Here is an 18,414-nt window from a genome sequence, read left to right as displayed (position 1 = left end):
AAAGGCCTGCGTAAGCAGGCCTTTTTTATTTACGCATCAACCCACCGGTTGCGACAGAATCCACAAACCACTTGCCGTAAAACCAATCATAAGAAATAACATAGGTAACTGACTGAGATTCACTTTGGCAACATTATTAGTATCTATATTAGTATTGGCATCAGCGAACACTACTTTGTGAGCTAAATAGACGCTAATAATATGGCCCACCACAATCAAACCTAGCTGCACATGCCAAGTAATACTGACATCAGGAATAAAAACCCGCTGCAACCATTTTGCGGTGCCAAACCAATTCTGCCCGCAGCCAAACGGGTCTGAGACCAAGCTGATTATTTTAATCCCCTGGGTCTCGATCAGCGTGTAGTAATGGGCTATGTGGTAGACCAAGGCAATCGGTAACAAGGAATAAGCCATTTTTAAGGCCAGCGTTTTAACACTCAATGTCGAGCGCATTAGCACTTTGCTTAGGCCAATTACCGCAAACAAAATAGCCAAATAGATAAAAGGCGAAAGCAATAGCCATGTTCCTTGCCAATAGCGATATAAATCTGACATCGCGGCGTAAGCAAGAAAAGGATTTTCACTGGTGTAATATTGTAAAAAACCGTGATACAGATCCAGCCAAAAAAACTGCTTCCAGATGATAGTTTCATGCAAGCCATCGAAGGCCGTGGACGACAGCATAAACAATATAAAAACCAATAAGCTGACATGCTCAGCAGACTGCTCCAACAGCCCACTAAAAGGCCTTCTCAATTCGATGATTGATGCTCTGCGAGTTTGCCCAACACGCGCTGCGGGGATGTACTTTATAGGTGACATCAAAGCGAGAAGTCTAAAAAAAACACTAAAAAAATCACAATATCTAAACCATGCTTGACTACCGAATAGCGCGACGCCAATGAAAGTAATCAAGGTATAACAGAGCAGCATTATCGACAAAAAATGGGGGCTGCTACCGGCGAACAATTCTATCCATATAAAAATAAAATACAGCAACAACGCTGGCCAGTAAGCCAAACGTGGGTCGTACCGTCGCCGCGGGCGATCAAAGCTAACAAGCTTATCTATTAGCCGACACAGCAACATAAACGGATTAATTGCCGCGTACAGATTACCAAACAGTGCACTTAAATAACTAAAACCCAACATGACCACAATCCAGAAAAACGTCATATTGAAATTGCCATAAGGGCTTTTATTACCGAATAAGCCTGTCGCAATACAAAGCAGCAAGCCGGCAACACTCAGTAGCTGGAGCTGCCGTAAAATACGCCAGCGCCTCGCAAAAAAGAGCAACTTACTGTTCGATAAATCCTTCGTCCAAGGGCGAGCCACATCGTGTGACTGAGAGTGGGGAATCACAAAGGCCGCCACCACAAAGGAACACACCAATGCCGCCGCCGCGCCCCAAGCATATAAATGAAACGGCAGTGGTAGGCTATAAACCATGCCAAAGGAATGGGCGCTAACCGGTGCCGACAATAGTAGTGCGCAAATCCACGCCATAGCCATCAGGTGACTGCGGCGCATTATTGGTATCCTGCAATCATTGCTAAGACCTCGCGCACATTCGGCCTAAGGGGCCGTCGGCAATAACCACCAATGTCCTCCAATTTATAATTGAAATTCCCATTAAACACAGCACACCTAAATTTATTTATTATACTTTCCATTTATTCCTTTTTTCGAACATCACCGCGCTGCAAACGATTATAAATTGCAGTCTGAAGCCAAGCCGCTGCGCCCGCCATAATACACCAAGAAAATAAGCCCTTTACGGCCTCAATAAGCGTTACGTACCATCCCATATCTGCCAGCTTAAGATGCAGCATGTCCCACGACATAGACAGCATCACTGCGGGAAGTAATATCAGCAGCAAGCCAGAAAAACACCCAAAGTAGCGCGACGCTGATGACGCCGGGCAGTTCAAATATAGATGCCTTGAGAGTCATACTGACCTACTGCTTTTAAGCTTAACTATTGATTTACTGAACGTAGCTGTCGCCACCTAACTACTAATCGCCCTTTTGCGCCATAAAAAGTACACAGCCGGCAATACCAGTAGGGTTAAAATAACAGCGCTTAACATCCCGCCCACCATGGGCGCCGCTATCCGGCTCATCACTTCTGATCCCGTGCCCGTGCCGTACATAATAGGTAATAGACCAACAATAATGGCGGCAGCCGTCATTATTACCGGGCGAACCCGCAATCCGGCGCCATTTAGCACAGCGTGTCTGAGGGTTTCCAACCTTGGCCTTATACCCTGCTCTTTACACTCGGACAACATCCGTGTGTGAGCCTGATTGAGATACACCAACATGATAACGCCAATTTCTACGGCAACGCCCGCCAACGCAATAAATCCAACGCCCACTGCTACTGAGAAATTGTATCCCAGCAAATACATCAACCAGATTGAACCGACCATCGCCAAGGGCAATGTGCCCATGATAATCGCCACCTCAGTAATATTGCGGAAATTTAGGTATAGCAGCACGATGATAATGGCCAGCGTTAATGGCACCACGTAGCCGAGTTTGGCTTTAGCGCGCAACATATATTCATACTGCCCCGACCACGCCAATGAGTACCCTGTGGGCAACTCAAGCTGATCCGCCACAACCACCATGGCATTTTCCACATAACTACCGATATCGACGCCGTCGATATCGACAAAGGTCCAGCCATTCAAGCGGGCATTCTCACTTTTAATGGCCGGAGGTCCATTTTCCACATAGACCCGCGCTACGTCACCCAGCGCAATCCGCTGATTACCCGCCGTCACTATCGGCAGCAGTGCTAGCTGTTCTGGTGAATTGCGGTAGTCCTGGGGATAGCGCAAATTAACCGGGTAGCGCTCCTGACCTTCGACGGTTTGAGTCACGTTCATTCCACCGATGGCAGTAGCGACGACCTGCTGTACATCCGCAATATTAAGGCCATAGCGAGCAGCCTTCTCCCGTTGGATATCAACCTTTATGTAACGACCGCCAGCTACCCGCTCAGAGTAAACCGAGGCCGTGCCAGGTACGTCTTTTAGTACTTGCTCCAAGCGCTTGCCAATTTTTTCGATCTCTTTTAAATCTGGGCCAGCCACTTTTATACCCACTGGGGTTTTAATGCCCGTCGCCTGCATATCGATACGGGTTTTGATGGGCATCACCCAGGCATTGGTGAGACCGGGAAACGTCACCAGCGCATCCAATTCTTTTTTAAGAGTCTCGGTCGTCATGCCCTTGCGCCACTGATCCCTAGGCTTAAGCTGAATAAAGGTTTCAATCATAGTGAGCGGAGCCGGATCGGTGGCGGTCTCCGCGCGACCAATTTTACCAAACACGGTCTTTACCTCCGGCACCGTGGCTATCAGCTTATCGGTCTGCTGCAAGATTTCCCGGGCCTTACCGATGGACAATCCGGGGTAAGTGGTGGGCATATACATCAGGTCGCCTTCATCCAGAGCTGGGATAAATTCGCTACCAATTTGCGTTACCGGCCAGAAACCCACCACCGCAATCAACAACGCTAACGCCAGTGTTGATTTGGGATAATTAAGCACCACATTTAGTGTTGGCATATAAACCGCAATAAGTCCGCGATTGATTGGATTTTTATGTTCGGACAAGACCTTGCCGCGAATAAAATAGCCCATCAGTACCGGAACCAAGGTGATGGCCAGCGCTGCGCTAGCCGCCATGGCATAAGTTTTTGTAAACGCCAGCGGCGAGAACATCCGCCCTTCCTGCGCGCCCAGCGCAAACACCGGTAAAAAACTCACCGTAATGATCAGCAAACAAAAAAATAGCGCCGGTCCCACCTCCGCCGCAGACTTGGCGACCACCTCCCAGCGATTCTCGTCGGTCAGCGGAGTTTGCTCCATGTGCTTGTGCATATTTTCGATCATGACGATGGCGCCATCGATCATAGCGCCAATCGCAATGGCTATACCGCCTAGCGACATAATATTGGCATTGAGACCTTGGGCGTGCATAACAATGAAGGCAGTGAGAATACCCACCGGCAGGCTGATGATGGCCACCAGACTGGAACGCACGTGAAACAGGAACACCATGCACACCAGTGCAACCACAATGAACTCTTGCAGCAGCTTATGCCAAAGGTTGTCTACGGCGCGCTCAATCAGGCCGGAACGATCGTAGACCGTGACAATTTCGACCCCCTCGGGCAGACCGGCTTTGAGTGTCTCCAACTTTGCCTTAACACCATTAATGGTCTTTTGCGCATTTTCCCCAAAGCGCATAATAACAATACCGCCGACCACCTCACCCTCGCCATTCAACTCGGCGATACCCCGGCGCATTTGTGGGCCAATCTCAATATCAGCGACATCCTTAAGTAGCAGGGGTGTTCCCTGCATATCCAGACCCAGCGGTATGGTAGCAAGGTCTTCGATATTGCGGATATAACCGCTGACTCTCACCATATATTCGGCTTCCGCCATTTCCACCACTGACGCTCCGACCTCCTGATTACCGCGTTGAATGGCGGTCTGGATATGCGACAGCGGGATACCAAAAGCGCGTAATTTGTCTGGGCTCACTTTGACCTGATATTGCTTAACCATGCCACCCAGAGTCGAGACTTCAGACACACCGTGGACTGTTTGCAATTCGTACTTAAGAAACCAGTCCTGCAGGCTGCGCAATTGACTGAGGTCATGCTGACCAGTTCTGTCGACTAGGGCGTAAAGGTATACCCAACCCACGCCAGTCGCATCCGGGCCCAATTGTGGCTTAGCATTGGGGGGCAAGCTTGGCGCCACCTGTGACAGATATTCCAGCACCCGAGAGCGCGCCCAATAGACGTCGGTGTCTTCATCAAAAATCACATAGACATAGGAATCACCGAAAAAGGAATAACCTCGCACCGTTACCGCGCCCGGCACCGACAACATTGCCGTGGTCAGTGGATAAGTCACCTGATCCTCGACCACTTGAGGTGCCTGGCCAGGGTAACTGGTTTTGACAATGACCTGTACATCCGACAAGTCTGGTATGGCATCAACTGGCGTATTTATCATCGACCAGCTGCCGACGCCCACCAGAATGAAGGTCGCCAGCAGCACGAAAAAGCGATTGCCCACAGACCAGCGAATAATAGCTTCGATCATTGCATGCTCTCCTGCTGGCCCTGACTATCATCCATTAACATTAAATCGTGATTCATACGTTTGAAATCAGAGGTCTTGCTGGATTCAGAATCAATCAGGAACTGCGCAGAGCTAACAATGCGATCACCCTCATACAGGCCCGAGATAATTTCCGCTTGGGTATCTGCGATCCTCCCCACTTCAACTTCTATCGATTTAAAACGCCCCTCACCCTGAGCCAATACCACCCTAGACTGGTTGCCGGTGCGAATGAGCGCCTCACGGGGAATCAACAAGGCTTGTTCGAGGGGATCGGTTTCAATATTTAATTGCGCGAACATGCCCGGCCGCAAAAATTTGTCCCGGTTATTAATATGAACCCGAACTTGGGCGGTGCGGGTCTTCATATTCAGGGAGGGGTAGATATAATCCACGGTGCTTTGCCACTCACGTCCGGGCAGATAATCGAGTCGCATGCTCACCGTATCGCCTACCTTAACGACCGTGGCCTGACGCTCAAAAACTTCGCCAATAACCCAAATGTGTTCCAGCATGCCGATGGACATGACACTCATACCGGGTTTAACGAACATACCCTCACGCACATTGAGGTCATCTACCACGCCCGATTGCGGCGCGGTGATGGTGATGGTCTGACTGACCTTGCCGGATGCTCGCAACTGCTTAATAGTGGCGGGCGGCACATCCAATGCTGACAAACGCTCCACCGCTGCCTGAATCAAAATGGCATTATTCCGCTTAAGGGCTAGCAATAACTCCTCTTGAGCATTGACCAATGTGGGCGAATACAGCGCGTACAGTGGCTCGCCTTTTGCCACTGGATCACCGGCCGCTTTGACATAAAGTTGTTCGACCCAGCCTTCCACGCGTGGATGAATATGAATAAGACGATCTTCGTCATATTGCACATAACCTACGGTATCTATGGTGGTCGTCAATTGCCCCCTAGTGACCGTTGCTAGGCGTACTCCGAGGTTATTAACCACGTTCGGAGAAATAACAACGCTACCGATTTCAGTGTCGGCGTCGCTATTATTATAAACTGGGATCAAATCCATCCCCATGGGAGACTTGCCAGGTAGATCAGATTTGTAATTCGGATCCATGGGAGCAACCCAATACATTGGCTTAGCTTGGCCACCCTGCTCCGCGCCCATGTCGGAGTTCCCCACAGTGGCGATCCAGACACCGGCTGCGCCAATAAGCGCACCCAAAAAAACACTTATTACAGTTTTAGAAGTTGGTTTCATATTCGTCCCCGACCTGTGTTGCTCGTGTATGGGTTGCCACTGATGATCCGCTCAGTAAATAATTTATTTTTACGATGGTTTGTTGTCGTTCTACGGCGATCACCAGTGCCTCAATTTTGGTATTTAACTGGGCAATCCGCGCGCGCACCGCTTCGGCAAAATCGCCATCGTCACTGTCATAAGCTGTTAATGCGGCCTCGGCCTGTGACGCCATTTGCGGTAAAAGCTGATCTTTATAAAGCGCTAGGCGCTGATTAAGGTGTTGCAATTGGACGATGGCCATATCCAGCGAAGCCATCAGTTGACGAGACAATAATTGCTTGTCGGTTTTGATCGCCTCGGCTCGCGATACTGCAGCACTGACGTCTTTATCTTGTCGATTAACGGTGAACAGCGGCATGTCAAAGCTGACACCGATGGAGAATAAGTCTGCCCGATCGCGACCCAGCAGATCATCATCACGATATCCGTATTGCGCAGTCAGCCCCCACTCCGGCTTGTACTTTTGACGCGCCAACTCAACACCGGTCTGCATTGCATTAATGCGTTGATCAAAGGCCTGCAAAAGCGGATGTAAACTGATCCGCTCATAGCGCGATGGATCGTTGTTTACCGGAACTAGCAGCGCAGATTCTGGCAGCAACGGCTCATCGTTTGGCAACAGTGGAGCCAAAGGCAGCTGGGCACGAACACCAATCCATTCAGACAAGCGCCGCTGCGTAGATTCCTGCTGCTGCTGCAGGACCGTCAAACGATCGTCAATTCGAGTCAGTTCAAGTTGCGCACGAATAAGATCTTGCTGCCGCGTCCGCCCCAGCGCCGACGAATAGCTCGCCCGCGCCGCATCCACTAACTGTTCGAACAAAGAGCGATCGCGCTCAATCAGGCGTATGCTCTCTTGAGCCTTAAATTCCTCTAACCATAACTGCGCTACAGTCGCCGCAACCTTAGCTTCCCTATCCAACCTAAGCATGGGTTCCTGAGCAGCCAGTTCGCGCTTTTGCCTACTCGACAATGTCAGGCTATCACCACGGGGAAACATCTGGCTCACGCCCACAGCAAACTGAGTCATGGCTTCCTGATTGAGATCCAATGTATCCACTGGGAAATTACCCGCCGTTAAGCTGATCTTTGGATCGGCTAAGCTTGCCGCGGAGACAGATTCGCTGCTGAGAGCTTCTTCCCGGTGGCGACTGCCGTTGAGCCAAGGATCGGAGGTTATTGCAGCCGCAATAGCCGAGCTTAGGCTCAATTCCTGCGCTGGCTCCTGGGCGAAAATAAGGGGGGCGCTAGCAATTAACCCTAGAGTGACCAAGATTTTCATGGCCGCTGGCCATTGTTATATTGCTCTTCAGCGGTATCGACGACAGCAAATACTTCGGTGCTGCCGTTTTCTTTCAACAGCAGCACCTGATAAGGCATAAATCGCCCCCCCACTTCCATACCGGGACTGCCCATCGGCATACCAGGTACGCTCAGACCCAGCGAACCGTTAGGTGGATTTTCAAGGAACTGACTGATAAAGCGAGACGGGATATGCCCTTCGAACACATAACCCTGACTGGATACCGCGGTATGACAGGACTGATATTTCGGCGCAATGTTGTACTTGTTTTTAATCGCATTGAGATCTGCCGAATGATGAATGTTGGCAGAAAATCCATCGAGTTGAATATGGTCAACCCATTTAGTGCAGCAGCCGCAGGTGGCGCTTTTGTAGACATCTAAGGTCACTACTGAACCTTGACGAGGTGTTAGTTCCTCAGCTATTTTTGAAGCATCTGAGCAGGCAGCCATCCCCATCAGGAATATCGCTAGGCTTATATTGCTGAAGCTTTTTAATAGGTATTGCATAGTATTCTCCCACCGCATGACACGGCATGAAAAGCAGGTTTAAGGACCGCTTAAAACTGATAAGTATGGGAGTTACTTGGCTCCCCACTCAAAACGAAGCTAAGAGCACCCAAATTGCAGGCGCACTCACCCCGTATTAGCGGGAAATGGGGGGGCGGTAAAAAGAAACTGGCTCAATGCCTGTGTAGGCAGCAGTGTAGTCAAGATGCAATACAAGGGGCACGTCGGCTCTAAACCGCAGCTGAGTAGTAACAGCCATCGCAGGCAGCGAAACGCAATTGAGCGTGGAACATGTTTGTTCCTTACAGCAGTCACTCGGCGCGTTGTCGTCGCTAATTGCAGAAGGCGAGTGATGCGAGTGCGACATACCCTCCATCGCCATCATGGCCGAGCTATTGTTAGCGGTGATTTGAGTATCGCGATGCAATATTTCACATGAGGGACGGACAGCAGCAAACGACTGACTGACTATCGCCAACAGCAGCCAAACAAGGCCTGTGAATTTTAAATACCGCTTTAACATACGTCCACGCAACAAGGTGACCAAGGCTCACTAACAATAGTACAAGGGTACTCTTGCCTAAGGAAGACAAACTGACCCAGATCAAGACGGGGCACATTGTCCCCCTCAATACCTAAACAGTTTATCCTCACACTCTTTTCATACAGCGCTCGTTAGCGCACTTTTAAAAAATCGAAGCGATAGTCTCACTGATGACCATCTGGATTACCACTAAAAATACCTCTATTTGCAGGCCAAGATTACAAATTTCTAATTCAACTGGTGTCCGCGGCACTTTCCATCACGGCAGGCTACCTTTACACTCATGCGCTAATAAATAATAGTGAGAGGCACTCAGTAGATGCCGGCCAGTGATCAACAGCGTCAACAACTCCTCCATATCTGCGAGCAACTCAGGGAAGCGCTAGAAAGCAGCCAAACACTAGGTGGCAGCACTAGTGAACTCGCGGAGGTCGAAGCCACACTGTCGTCGCTGAATGGGCAAATGGCTGCCCTCCGCGATCGCAAGATACTTGAGTTTTACAACCCAGATTACAACGGCGACTTTCGCAATATTCTGCCGTGCAGCCCGCTTAGCGGCTATTTCAATCCAATAGCACCCGATCTTAAAATCTGGCGCGAAGATGAATTCGTATATGCGGAAGGCAGCTTGGGAAAAATCCATGAAGGCCCGCCCGCGTCTGTCCACGGCGGTGTTATCAGTGGCATCTACGATCAGGTTTTAGCCTTCACCGGCCTGGCAAATGAGCTTCCGGGAATGACCGCTAGTCTGACAATAAAATATCACCGCCCTACCCCCCTGTTTACGACTATTCGCTTCACCACATGGCTAGAGAAAAAACGGGACAGACATATTATTATTCATGGCGAATGCCACAGTGATGATACCCTGCTCACCAGCGCCGAAGGGCTTTTCATTCAATATAAGAAATAACGCGGCACGCTACATTAAGGAACGGCTCACACATGATAAAACAACACTCTATTCTGTTGGCAGTTAGTCTGACGTCAAGTCTGACTCTGGCAGCAGGGAATCAACCTCAAGCCACTGAAACGGTATCGGTTACCGCTGACCGCATTGAAAAACAATTGCATGAGCAGAGCCTGGCAATTAGCGTCATTAGCCAAGAAGATATTGAAAGTATCGGCCACACTCACATCAGCCAAGTCCTCAGCCAAGTTCCCGGCGTCTCAATCAGCCGCGGTAACGGTCAAGAAAATTTAACGGCCATTCGTTCCGGCGTATTAACGGGTGCCGGCAGTTGCGGTGCATTCTACTTCGCAGAAGACGGCATACCGCTGCGGGGGCCAGGTTTTTGCAATGTGAATGAGCTATTCGATGTTAATGCCGAGCAAGCCGCGCGCATAGAAGTTATTCGCGGGCCCGGCACCGCGGTGCACGGCAGCAATGCCTTAAACGGCGTCATCAATGTTATTAGTCTTGCACCCTCAAGCGAGCCAGAGTCTCGCCTATCGTTTGAGGCCGGCCCCGACAAATACCACCGCGTCAAAGCCAGTCACAGCGACACCATTGGCAAGCACGGCTATCGTATTAGCGTACAGGGCAATCATGATGATGGCTTTAAGGATGAGGCCGGCTATGATCAACAAAAAATGAATGTGCGTTATGACTATCAAGGCGACACTTGGAGCATTCAATCCATGCTGGCCGCCAGCAACCTTGATCAAGAAACCGCCGGCTATGTACTGGGCGAAGACGCCTACAAAGATAGTCACCGCAAACGCGAAAACCCCAATCCAGAGGCCTTCCGCAATAACACCAGTGTTCGCTATTACAGCCGCTTTGAGCGCGAGGGCGAACGCGACAGCCGCTTTGTCGTTACGCCCTATTTACGCTACACCGAAATGGAGTTTCTTCAGCATTTCTTACCCGGTACCCCACTTGAAGAAAATGGTGAACGCAGCGCTGGGGTGCAAAGTGCGTTTTATCAGAACTATAGCGATAACGTCACTCTCTACAACGGTTTTGACATGGAAGTAACCAAAGCCTATTTAAAACAATCCCAAGCGCAAGCCACCCTCTTCGGCCGGTTTCCCACTGGTCAACAATACGACTATGAAGTTGATGCCTTATATGCAGCCTGGTTTATTGGTGGTGACTGGCAAGCGACCGAGAGCACAAAAATCAATTTTGGCGGCCGCTACGATATTCAGTTTTATGACTACAACAACCTAATGATCGACGGCAATACCGCCGCTGACGGCAGTGCCTGCCCTGCTGGCAGCTGCCGATACGCTCGCCCAGCCGACGATAAAGAGCGCTTCCGTAATAGCTCATTTAATCTAGGCTTGATTCAAAACCTAAGCAAACATACTGACTTCATCGCCAATGCCGGTCACGGTTTTAGAGCACCACAGGCCTCCGAACTATACCGCCTGCAAGAACAGCAACTTAATGCCAATCTCGCCGAAGAATCACTTAACAGTATTGAAATAGGTTTGCGTGGCAACTGGAATACTTTCCAGTACCGCGTGTCGACATATTGGATGCACAAAAGCGATGTCATTATTCAAGACAGCAACCGCCGCAATATCAATGGGGGCAAAACCGTGGACCGGGGAATCGAAGCTAACTTTAACTGGCAAATTACGCCCAGTTTGATGTGGCAATTACAGGCTAGTTATAGCAAACATCAATACGGCAATGATGCGCTTACCGCAGAGGGGAATGAGATTGACACTGCGCCGCGTCAGCTCGCTGGCACATTGCTGCGCTGGTCACCGTTTGCTAGCACTCAACTTGAATTAGAAATCCAGCACCAAGGCGAATACTTCCTAGAAGAAAACAACCTTTATCACTATCCAGGCCACACCCTCAGCAATATCCGCTGGCGCCAGCAGTATGGAGAGCAACTCTACTCTGTGCTTAGAATAAACAACCTCGGTAATATCGATTACGCAGAGAGAGCAGATTACGCTTTCGGCAATTACCGCTACTTTATTGGGGAGCCACGCGCTGCCTATCTAGAACTGGGGATTAACTTCTAATTTAACAAAATTGCGCCTTAATAGATCTGTTTATGTGTGCAGGTTCACGGCCGGGCGATCCACGTATATCGAGGCTTAGAAAATTCGTTATATTTAAGACTCACTTACTGACACTCGGTCACTACAGCGGGCTTTATAAAAACAATGCTTATCCCCACCGCGCTGGTTGCTTGCAACAGCGCACTTGCCGAGCGCCATCAAAAAACCCTCGCCCATGCCCTTATAACAATGTGGTCGTCTTGGATTCAGGAAATAAAACTCCAAACCAAGGCGAACATCCCTTGGCCTGAGACTCGGAAAATTGACGCCCGCTTCCGGATTCAAACGCAACCCGCTCAGCTAAACCTCCGCAAAAGCGATAAAGTGGTTTTCACTATCAGTCCAGCGGGTATGTTACTGAGCTCAAGGTTTTTAGTACTTCTACGAAAAGGCGGCCAAACCTACCGCTTTGCGCACTGACGCCAACATCGGAGCAGCTTGAGCGCGTGCTTTCTCAGCCCCCTTCTTCAGCTCAGACTCCAAAAATTGACTGTCCGCCAAAATCGCCTCGTAGCGCTCGCGAGCTGGAGCGACCTGAGTATTAATTAAATCAAATAAATCCTTTTTAGCCTGTCCCCAGGCGATACCCTCAGCAAATTTCTGACGCATATCCGCCGTTTGTTCTGCCGTCGCAAACGCCTGCCAAATTTCAAAAACAGTGGAGTCTGCGGGATCTTTGGGCTCACCGGGCTCTAAAAGATTGGTTTTAATTTTATTGATGTGTTTTTGAAGTTTCTTCTCTGGCAAAAACAAGGGGATAGTATTGCCATAGCTTTTACTCATCTTACGGCCATCTAGGCCGCTTAAAACCGCTACATCATCGTCGACAACTGCTTCGGGCAGTACAAACGTTTTGCCATATAAATGGTTAAAACGCTGCGCCATATCACGTGCCATTTCTATATGCTGAATTTGGTCCCGCCCTACCGGCACTTTACTGGCATTAAACATTAAGATATCGGCTGCCATCAATATTGGGTAGCTAAACAAACCCATGGTGACGCCATTATCCGGGTCATCACCGTTTTGCTCATTGGCTTGAACCGCCGCTTTGTATGCATGGGAGCGATTCATCAGTCCCTTCGCACAGACGCAGGTTAGAATCCAACTGAGCTCGGCGATTTCAGGCACATCAGACTGGCGATAGAAGGTGCTGGAGTCGGTATCTAAGCCTAGGGCTAGCCACGTCGCAGCAATTTCACGGCTGGACTGGTGCACTATAGAGGGGTCATGACTTTTAATCAGGGCGTGATAATCCGCAAGAAAGAAAAAGGCGTCAAACTCTCCGCGCTGACTTTCAGCAATCGCGGGACGAATCGCACCAACGTAATTCCCCAAATGCGGCGTTCCGGTAGTGGTAATGCCGGTAAGTACCCGCTGCTTAGCCATAATATATTCCTGTTAGAATCTTGCTGCGGTTGCGCATTGCCCGCAATTTAAAATAAAGGCGCTTATGATACTGGCTCACCCCAACGGTGTCAGTATTCGCCTCGGCACAAACAGCGCTTAATTCAAAAGCCCCTCGAAAACTTTTAAATACTGCGGTGCTAAGACTTGCCAACTCAAGGCAGATACATCAACTAGCGGTAATTGCCCGCGCTGTTTTTGCAACAGTAAACGCTGTAGTACCGCGCCACAAGCGATTGCTTCTAGGGCGGGATTATCGTCGCCGTGGTAGCGATAAGCAGCACCAAACCACTCGGGATAACACAGTCGATCCGGAACTAACGGCACGCAGCCCATTGCGACTGCCTGTAAAATCGACAAGCCTTGAAAGTCGTGTATCGCGGTCGATAACACCACGTCACAGCGAGCTAGCATAGCCGAGTAGTCCAAGGCGTCAGACACATAGCCCCACTGCCGCAGAGCCAAGCAATCACTCGCTAAAATTAACCCCTCAAGCTGCTTAAATTCCTTGGGACAATTCCGGAACTGCTGGCCGGCGATATAAAAATCGAGGGGCAATGCCTGCTTATCGCATTCTTTTATCAGCGCCAACAAGCGGTCAGGTCCCTTGTCGTACTCCCAGCGGTGATTCCAGAGCACACTTAGACGCTCACCCGCGGAGCGCTCGACGCATGGCGTAATATCAAGCCCCACGGGCAAAACCGCTGAATCAGCTAGTCTAGCCCCCACCTCAGCACGCGGTGAAAAGTCAGGTAAGCGCCCCAATAAGGTATCGACACCACTCAATAAGGTGTTGCGATTATACTCACTATTGAACAGCACTTTGTCGGCTGCCAAGGCGGTGTAGAGGTTTAGTATTTGGGGCTCGACGTCATCACGCTGCTGAATATTTTTGGGGTAGCTAAACTGATTTTCATGAAAATACACCACCGTTGGAATACGACTCAGCGCTGGCACTAGGCCACGCAGCGCCGACAAATCCGTCATCGAGGTTGCGAGAACCACGTCATAGGGCTCGCTCAGTAGCGCGCTTTGCTGCATGGCCCAAGTCAGACTATTGCCCCGTATACGCCAGCTAAAATATCGAGCTGGCAAGGTCAACACGGTCCACTCAATACTCGGCAAATGCATCATGAGGCCATCTAGCCAACAGCGATGACTGTCCGCATGGTAGGCAGATAGCACCAATACCCTCATTGCTTGACCAGCCCTAGACTAACTAAATTTTTTGTAAATTGACGCACCGACACGGCTCTATTACCCTCGTGGCCTAAATAATTATATGGATCGAAATGCTGCTATGCGCGAATACAATACTTTACAGTGGGAAAATGCCAACGGCGTTGCTAAGATCACTTTAGATCGCCCCGATGCTGCCAATAGCCTCAATTTAGAAATGGCACAAGAGCTAATGCATGTCGCCATGGTCTGCGATCAAGATGCTAGCATTCGTGCGGTTATTCTCACTGCAAGCGGAAAGATGTTTTGCGCGGGAGGCGATGTCCTCAGTTTTCACGCCGCAGGTGACGATATTGGCTTGCTGGTAAAAGACATAACGGCTTGCCTACATTCAGCAAATTCCCGCTTTGCGCGTATGACCGCTCCTCTCATTGTTGCCGTCAATGGCACAGCAGCGGGTGCCGGTTTCAGCTTAGCGGCCTCGGGCGACATAGTCCTCGCCGTTGAGAAAGCAAAATTCACCATGGCATACACAGGTATCGGCGCCAGTCCTGACGGCGGGTCCAGCGTCTACTTACCAAGGCTTATCGGCTTGCGTCGCACCCAAGAGCTCATGTTTACTAACCGCGTTCTAACCGCACAAGAGGCCCTAGACTGGGGTTTGCTGACCAAGGTGGTCGCGGCCGATGATCTTATGAGCGAAGCAGAAGCCCTTGCCAACAAACTCGCTAGCGGCCCTCTAATGGCCCACGGGAAAATTAAAGAGCTATTACTTGGCAGCTATTCAAACACGCTGGAAACCCAGTTAGAAATTGAAAGCCGCTGCATCGCCAAAAGCGTTAGCAGCCCAGAAGGTCGCGAAGGCCTGCGAGCGTTTGCTGAAAAGCGTAAACCCGACTTTAAGTCGGCAAAGTAATTTGCGCGCACTACCCCGCCCCTGCGATCTAGCTTGCAGTGGCGGTCATTTTTCAGCAGCGGTCGCTATCTACCACAGATTCCAATTCATAGTACGCTGCCAAGACCTTGCTTAAATTAAACCCATCCTGACTACCTGCCAGCTCGCGAATCGAATGCATAGCAAACGTCGGCACGCCGATATCTAAGGTTTTCACCCCAATCGCAGCTGCAGTGAGCGGGCCAATAGTGCTCCCACACGCCATATCACTGCGCACAACAAAACTTTGCACCTTTACATCACTACTCGCACACAGACGACGAAATAGCGAGCTGGTTTCGCTATTCGTCGCGTATCGCTGGTTCACATTGTTTTTTATCACCGGACCCGCATTTAGCAGTGGACCATGATTGCCATCGTGTTTATCGCTAAAATTGGGATGAATACCGTGAGCATTATCCGCAGAGATCATCATTGAATTGGCGATAGCCCGTTGCCAAGCAATTTCGTTGCCGGCAATGCGGCGCAATACCGATTCTAGCATCGGACCCTGCGCCCCCACGGCTGACTGACTTCCCACTTCTTCGTGATCATTGCACACCAATACTGTGTGCTCGCTGCTATCCGCAGCTAACAATGCGTCTAAGCCGATATAGCAAGACAGCAAATTATCTAAGCGGGCGGCGGCAATAAAGTCCTCATTCCAGCCCACCATGGCCGCTGGCTGGCAGTCATAAAAACTCAGCTCGTAATCCAATACCGCGGCAACGTCGCTGACGCCTTGCTGCGCTAGGGTTTCTGCGAGTAAAACTCGAAAATCCTTGGGCTCAGCACTTTGTAATAACACCACCGGCAGATCTCGCTGCGGGTTTATCGAGCGGCTGTTATTGGCTTCACGATCAAGATGTATCGCCAAACTCGGGATAATACCCACCGGGCGATCAATGTTTATTAAGGCACTACACAGTTGACCGCTGGCATTTTCATAATTTACCCGCCCCGCTAAGCCGAGGTCACGATCAAACCAGGGATTGAGTAGCGCACCACCGTAGACCTCTACCCCCAACTGAAAATAACCCTGGCGATGTAACTCTGGAGCCGGCTTAACCTTTAAATTAGGACTGTCAGTATGTGCACCCACCATGCGCCAACCGCGCTCATGGACAGGCGTTTTGCCGCAGCGAAACGCGACAATAGAAGAACCATTACGAATAAGGTGATACGACTTACCCGGCTCAAGCTGCCAATCAGCGCGCTCATCTAAGGCGATAAAACCGGCCTGCTGTAGACGCAAGCGAATTTCTTCCACCGCGTGAAAGGGGGTCGGGCTGGAATCTATAAACGCACATAAATTCTTATTAAATTGTTTCAAATCACTCATTTGGGGTTTTCCCAGCATGCCTATTTGACATTGAATTTTGAAGAGCCAACAACAGACTAGAAGTATCGCTGCGGCCACCGCCTAAGTTTTGAACCTGTGCGTAAAATTGATCAACCAACGCCGTTACCGGTAAATTAAGCTGGCGCTGACGCGCCTCCTCCAAGACATAAGCCAAATCCTTGCGCATCAAATCCACCGCGAAGCCAAAATCAAATTCCTTGGCGAGCATCGTATTAGCGCGATTATCCATTTGCCAAGACTGCGCCGCACCGCCACCTATAGCATCGATCACCGCCGGCATATCGAGTCCGGCTTGCTCACCAAAATGTAAACCTTCGGCCAAACCTTGCAGTAAACCGGCAATACAAATCTGATTAACCATTTTTGCCAACTGGCCCGAGCCCGACGGGCCTAAGTGTTGGTAGCGAGTCGCATATGCTGCAAGCACTGGCTCTACCGCAGTGAAGGCGCCTATGTCACCGCCAGCCATGACGGTTAAGCTGCCTTTCTCTGCACCTGCTTGCCCACCGGAAACCGGTGCGTCTATAAAATGATGGCCATATGTTTGAGCGACTACCGCCATATCGCGGGCAAGCGCCGCCGATGTGGTCGAATGATCAATAACTACGCCGTTAGTTGCCAGTGATTCAAAAACGCCATCCTTGGCACATAATACCTGCCGCACATCTTCGTCAGCCCCTAGGCACACCGCAACGACAGTCGCATTGCAAACCGCCTCAGCAATCGATTCACTAGCGGCAATACCAAATTCTGCAGACCATCTTTTTGCTTTTTCAGTGCTGCGATTAAATATCGACAGAGAAAATCCAGCCCGACACAAATGCCCCGCCATCGGGTAGCCCATTGTGCCTAAACCAATAAACGCAACTTTCATTGAACTTTCCCTTTTAATATTTAGGAGGCTAATACAGCGAATAATAGACCCGCGAGCAATACCCGATAAATAGCAAATGGCATCATTCCCATGCGTTCAACCCACCTCATAAAGACATGAATACAAGCATAAGCGGTTGCAGCCGACACCACCGCGCCAATGGCTAAATAATTCCATGCCACAGGATCACTGCTCTCTAGCAATTCCAATAATTTATAGGACCCTGCCGCGGCAATAATAGGCATAGACAGTAAAAATGAAAACCGCGCCGAGTCACTGCGGTTAAGACCTAGCATCAAGGCTGCAGTAATCGTAATACCCGAGCGCGAGGTACCGGGAATAAGAGCAATGGCTTGGGCAACACCAACAATGATGGCGATACGCAAGCCGACATCAGCAAGCTGCTTACCGTGCTTAGCATAGCGATCTACAACACCAAGCAACACCCCAAACACAAGCGTGGTAGTCGCCAGCACATACCCCGACCGAAGATGCTCTTCAATAAAGTCGTTAAAGATAAGCCCCGCTAACACCGCAGGGATAGTGGCGACAATGACCATCCAGCCGAGACGACTATTTGCAGTCTGCTGGCGCGACGCCAGACTGGTAAACCAATCGCCCAAAATATCCCGCACCTCAAGACGAAAATACCAAAGCACTGCGAGCAATGAGCCAACATGAACCGCAACATCAAACGCTAAACCTTGGTCTTCCCAACCCAATAGGGTTTGCGGTAATACCAAATGCCCCGAACTAGAGACGGGCAAAAATTCCGTTAAACCCTGAATGGCGGCAAGAATTACCGCACGTAATGAATCCACTATCGAAAATCTCCGTGATATTA

General features: G+C 50.0%; 14 protein-coding genes. 3 read left to right on the top strand and 11 right to left on the bottom strand.

The genetic code is table 11. The features are described from left to right. Nucleotides 1-36 precede the first annotated feature (36 nt). The 6 genes from ACI955_RS00985 to ACI955_RS00960 all read right to left on the bottom strand — a co-directional run bounded on the left by ACI955_RS00985 (nucleotide 37) and on the right by ACI955_RS00960 (nucleotide 8,242). Nucleotides 37-1,536: a hypothetical protein gene (locus tag ACI955_RS00985; protein ID WP_415241865.1), complete on the bottom strand. Its 1,500-nt coding sequence runs from the start codon at nucleotides 1,534-1,536 to the stop codon at nucleotides 37-39. Between the two features lie 143 nt (nucleotides 1,537-1,679). Beyond that, a complete protein-coding gene (locus ACI955_RS00980) occupies nucleotides 1,680-1,937 on the bottom strand; it encodes a DUF5676 family membrane protein (RefSeq protein WP_415241864.1) in 258 nt (85 codons plus the stop codon). A 78-nt stretch (nucleotides 1,938-2,015) separates the two neighbouring features. Further along, nucleotides 2,016-5,138 (bottom strand): efflux RND transporter permease subunit, encoded by a 3,123-nt coding sequence (locus tag ACI955_RS00975; RefSeq protein ID WP_415241863.1) that lies wholly within the window; start codon nucleotides 5,136-5,138, stop codon nucleotides 2,016-2,018. After that, a complete protein-coding gene (locus ACI955_RS00970; RefSeq protein WP_415241862.1) occupies nucleotides 5,135-6,388 on the bottom strand; it encodes an efflux RND transporter periplasmic adaptor subunit in 1,254 nt (417 codons plus the stop codon). Before ACI955_RS00970 ends, ACI955_RS00975 begins: the two co-directional genes overlap by 4 nt. Then, entirely contained in the window at nucleotides 6,372-7,712 is a 1,341-nt protein-coding gene (locus tag ACI955_RS00965) for a TolC family protein (RefSeq protein WP_415241861.1), read from the bottom strand. The genes ACI955_RS00970 and ACI955_RS00965 overlap by 17 nt, the downstream gene beginning before the upstream one ends. After that, entirely contained in the window at nucleotides 7,709-8,242 is a 534-nt protein-coding gene (locus tag ACI955_RS00960; protein WP_415241860.1) for a DUF411 domain-containing protein, read from the bottom strand. The genes ACI955_RS00965 and ACI955_RS00960 overlap by 4 nt, the downstream gene beginning before the upstream one ends. Before the next feature lie 863 nt (nucleotides 8,243-9,105). Here ACI955_RS00960 and ACI955_RS00955 point away from each other — a divergent pair. Together ACI955_RS00955 and ACI955_RS00950 are read left to right on the top strand one after the other, a co-directional pair. Next, nucleotides 9,106-9,699 (top strand): PaaI family thioesterase, encoded by a 594-nt coding sequence (locus ACI955_RS00955; RefSeq protein ID WP_415241859.1) that lies wholly within the window; start codon nucleotides 9,106-9,108, stop codon nucleotides 9,697-9,699. 32 nt (nucleotides 9,700-9,731) lie between these two features. Then, nucleotides 9,732-11,774: a TonB-dependent receptor gene (locus ACI955_RS00950; RefSeq protein ID WP_415241858.1), complete on the top strand. Its 2,043-nt coding sequence runs from the start codon at nucleotides 9,732-9,734 to the stop codon at nucleotides 11,772-11,774. Nucleotides 11,775-12,194: 420 nt separating this feature from the next. Here the strand turns inward: ACI955_RS00950 and ACI955_RS00945 are convergent, their stop codons facing one another. Further along, nucleotides 12,195-13,202: a tryptophan--tRNA ligase gene (locus ACI955_RS00945; protein ID WP_415241857.1), complete on the bottom strand. Its 1,008-nt coding sequence runs from the start codon at nucleotides 13,200-13,202 to the stop codon at nucleotides 12,195-12,197. A 117-nt stretch (nucleotides 13,203-13,319) separates the two neighbouring features. Beyond that, nucleotides 13,320-14,417, bottom strand: a complete 1,098-nt coding sequence (locus tag ACI955_RS00940) for a DUF3524 domain-containing protein (RefSeq protein ID WP_415241856.1) — start codon at nucleotides 14,415-14,417, stop codon at nucleotides 13,320-13,322. A 103-nt stretch (nucleotides 14,418-14,520) separates the two neighbouring features. Between ACI955_RS00940 and ACI955_RS00935 the strand changes: the two genes are divergently transcribed. Further along, nucleotides 14,521-15,315: an enoyl-CoA hydratase/isomerase family protein gene (locus ACI955_RS00935; protein WP_415241855.1), complete on the top strand. Its 795-nt coding sequence runs from the start codon at nucleotides 14,521-14,523 to the stop codon at nucleotides 15,313-15,315. A gap of 52 nt (nucleotides 15,316-15,367) precedes the next feature. On the opposite strand, the gene ACI955_RS00930 is transcribed toward ACI955_RS00935, so the two are convergent. Genes ACI955_RS00930 through ACI955_RS00920 form a run of 3 tightly spaced genes read right to left on the bottom strand, consistent with a single transcriptional unit; the run spans nucleotide 15,368 to nucleotide 18,391 of the window. Beyond that, a complete protein-coding gene (locus tag ACI955_RS00930) occupies nucleotides 15,368-16,675 on the bottom strand; it encodes a M18 family aminopeptidase (RefSeq protein WP_415241854.1) in 1,308 nt (435 codons plus the stop codon). After that, the gene (locus ACI955_RS00925) at nucleotides 16,668-17,570 is read right to left on the bottom strand and encodes an NAD(P)-dependent oxidoreductase (RefSeq protein WP_415241853.1); all 903 of its coding nucleotides are present in this window, start codon (nucleotides 17,568-17,570) and stop codon (nucleotides 16,668-16,670) included. Before ACI955_RS00925 ends, ACI955_RS00930 begins: the two co-directional genes overlap by 8 nt. 20 nt (nucleotides 17,571-17,590) lie before the next feature. Then, on the bottom strand, nucleotides 17,591-18,391 hold the full coding sequence (locus tag ACI955_RS00920) for an undecaprenyl-diphosphate phosphatase (protein ID WP_415241852.1): 801 nt from the start codon (nucleotides 18,389-18,391) through the stop codon (nucleotides 17,591-17,593). Nucleotides 18,392-18,414: the final 23 nt, after the last annotated feature.

This window comes from Zhongshania sp., from assembly GCF_047636175.1.
GTDB lineage: Bacteria > Pseudomonadota > Gammaproteobacteria > Pseudomonadales > Spongiibacteraceae > Spongiibacter.
This window is presented reverse-complemented; position numbering and strand designations above follow the sequence as displayed.

Bases quoted from the DNA above. Each gene is read 5' to 3' on its own strand.
- ACI955_RS00965 (WP_415241861.1), bottom strand. From the start codon at position 7,712: ATGAAAATCTTGGTCACTCTAGGGTTAATTGCTAGCGCCCCCCTTATT.
- ACI955_RS00925 (WP_415241853.1), bottom strand. From the start codon at position 17,570: ATGAAAGTTGCGTTTATTGGTTTAGGCACAATGGGCTACCCGATGGCG.
- ACI955_RS00985 (WP_415241865.1), bottom strand. From the start codon at position 1,536: ATGCGCCGCAGTCACCTGATGGCTATGGCGTGGATTTGCGCACTACTA.
- ACI955_RS00940 (WP_415241856.1), bottom strand. From the start codon at position 14,417: ATGAGGGTATTGGTGCTATCTGCCTACCATGCGGACAGTCATCGCTGT.
- ACI955_RS00950 (WP_415241858.1), top strand. From the start codon at position 9,732: ATGATAAAACAACACTCTATTCTGTTGGCAGTTAGTCTGACGTCAAGT.
- ACI955_RS00960 (WP_415241860.1), bottom strand. From the start codon at position 8,242: ATGCAATACCTATTAAAAAGCTTCAGCAATATAAGCCTAGCGATATTC.
- ACI955_RS00945 (WP_415241857.1), bottom strand. From the start codon at position 13,202: ATGGCTAAGCAGCGGGTACTTACCGGCATTACCACTACCGGAACGCCG.
- ACI955_RS00975 (WP_415241863.1), bottom strand. From the start codon at position 5,138: ATGATCGAAGCTATTATTCGCTGGTCTGTGGGCAATCGCTTTTTCGTG.
- ACI955_RS00935 (WP_415241855.1), top strand. From the start codon at position 14,521: ATGCGCGAATACAATACTTTACAGTGGGAAAATGCCAACGGCGTTGCT.
- ACI955_RS00930 (WP_415241854.1), bottom strand. From the start codon at position 16,675: ATGAGTGATTTGAAACAATTTAATAAGAATTTATGTGCGTTTATAGAT.
- ACI955_RS00955 (WP_415241859.1), top strand. From the start codon at position 9,106: ATGCCGGCCAGTGATCAACAGCGTCAACAACTCCTCCATATCTGCGAG.
- ACI955_RS00970 (WP_415241862.1), bottom strand. From the start codon at position 6,388: ATGAAACCAACTTCTAAAACTGTAATAAGTGTTTTTTTGGGTGCGCTT.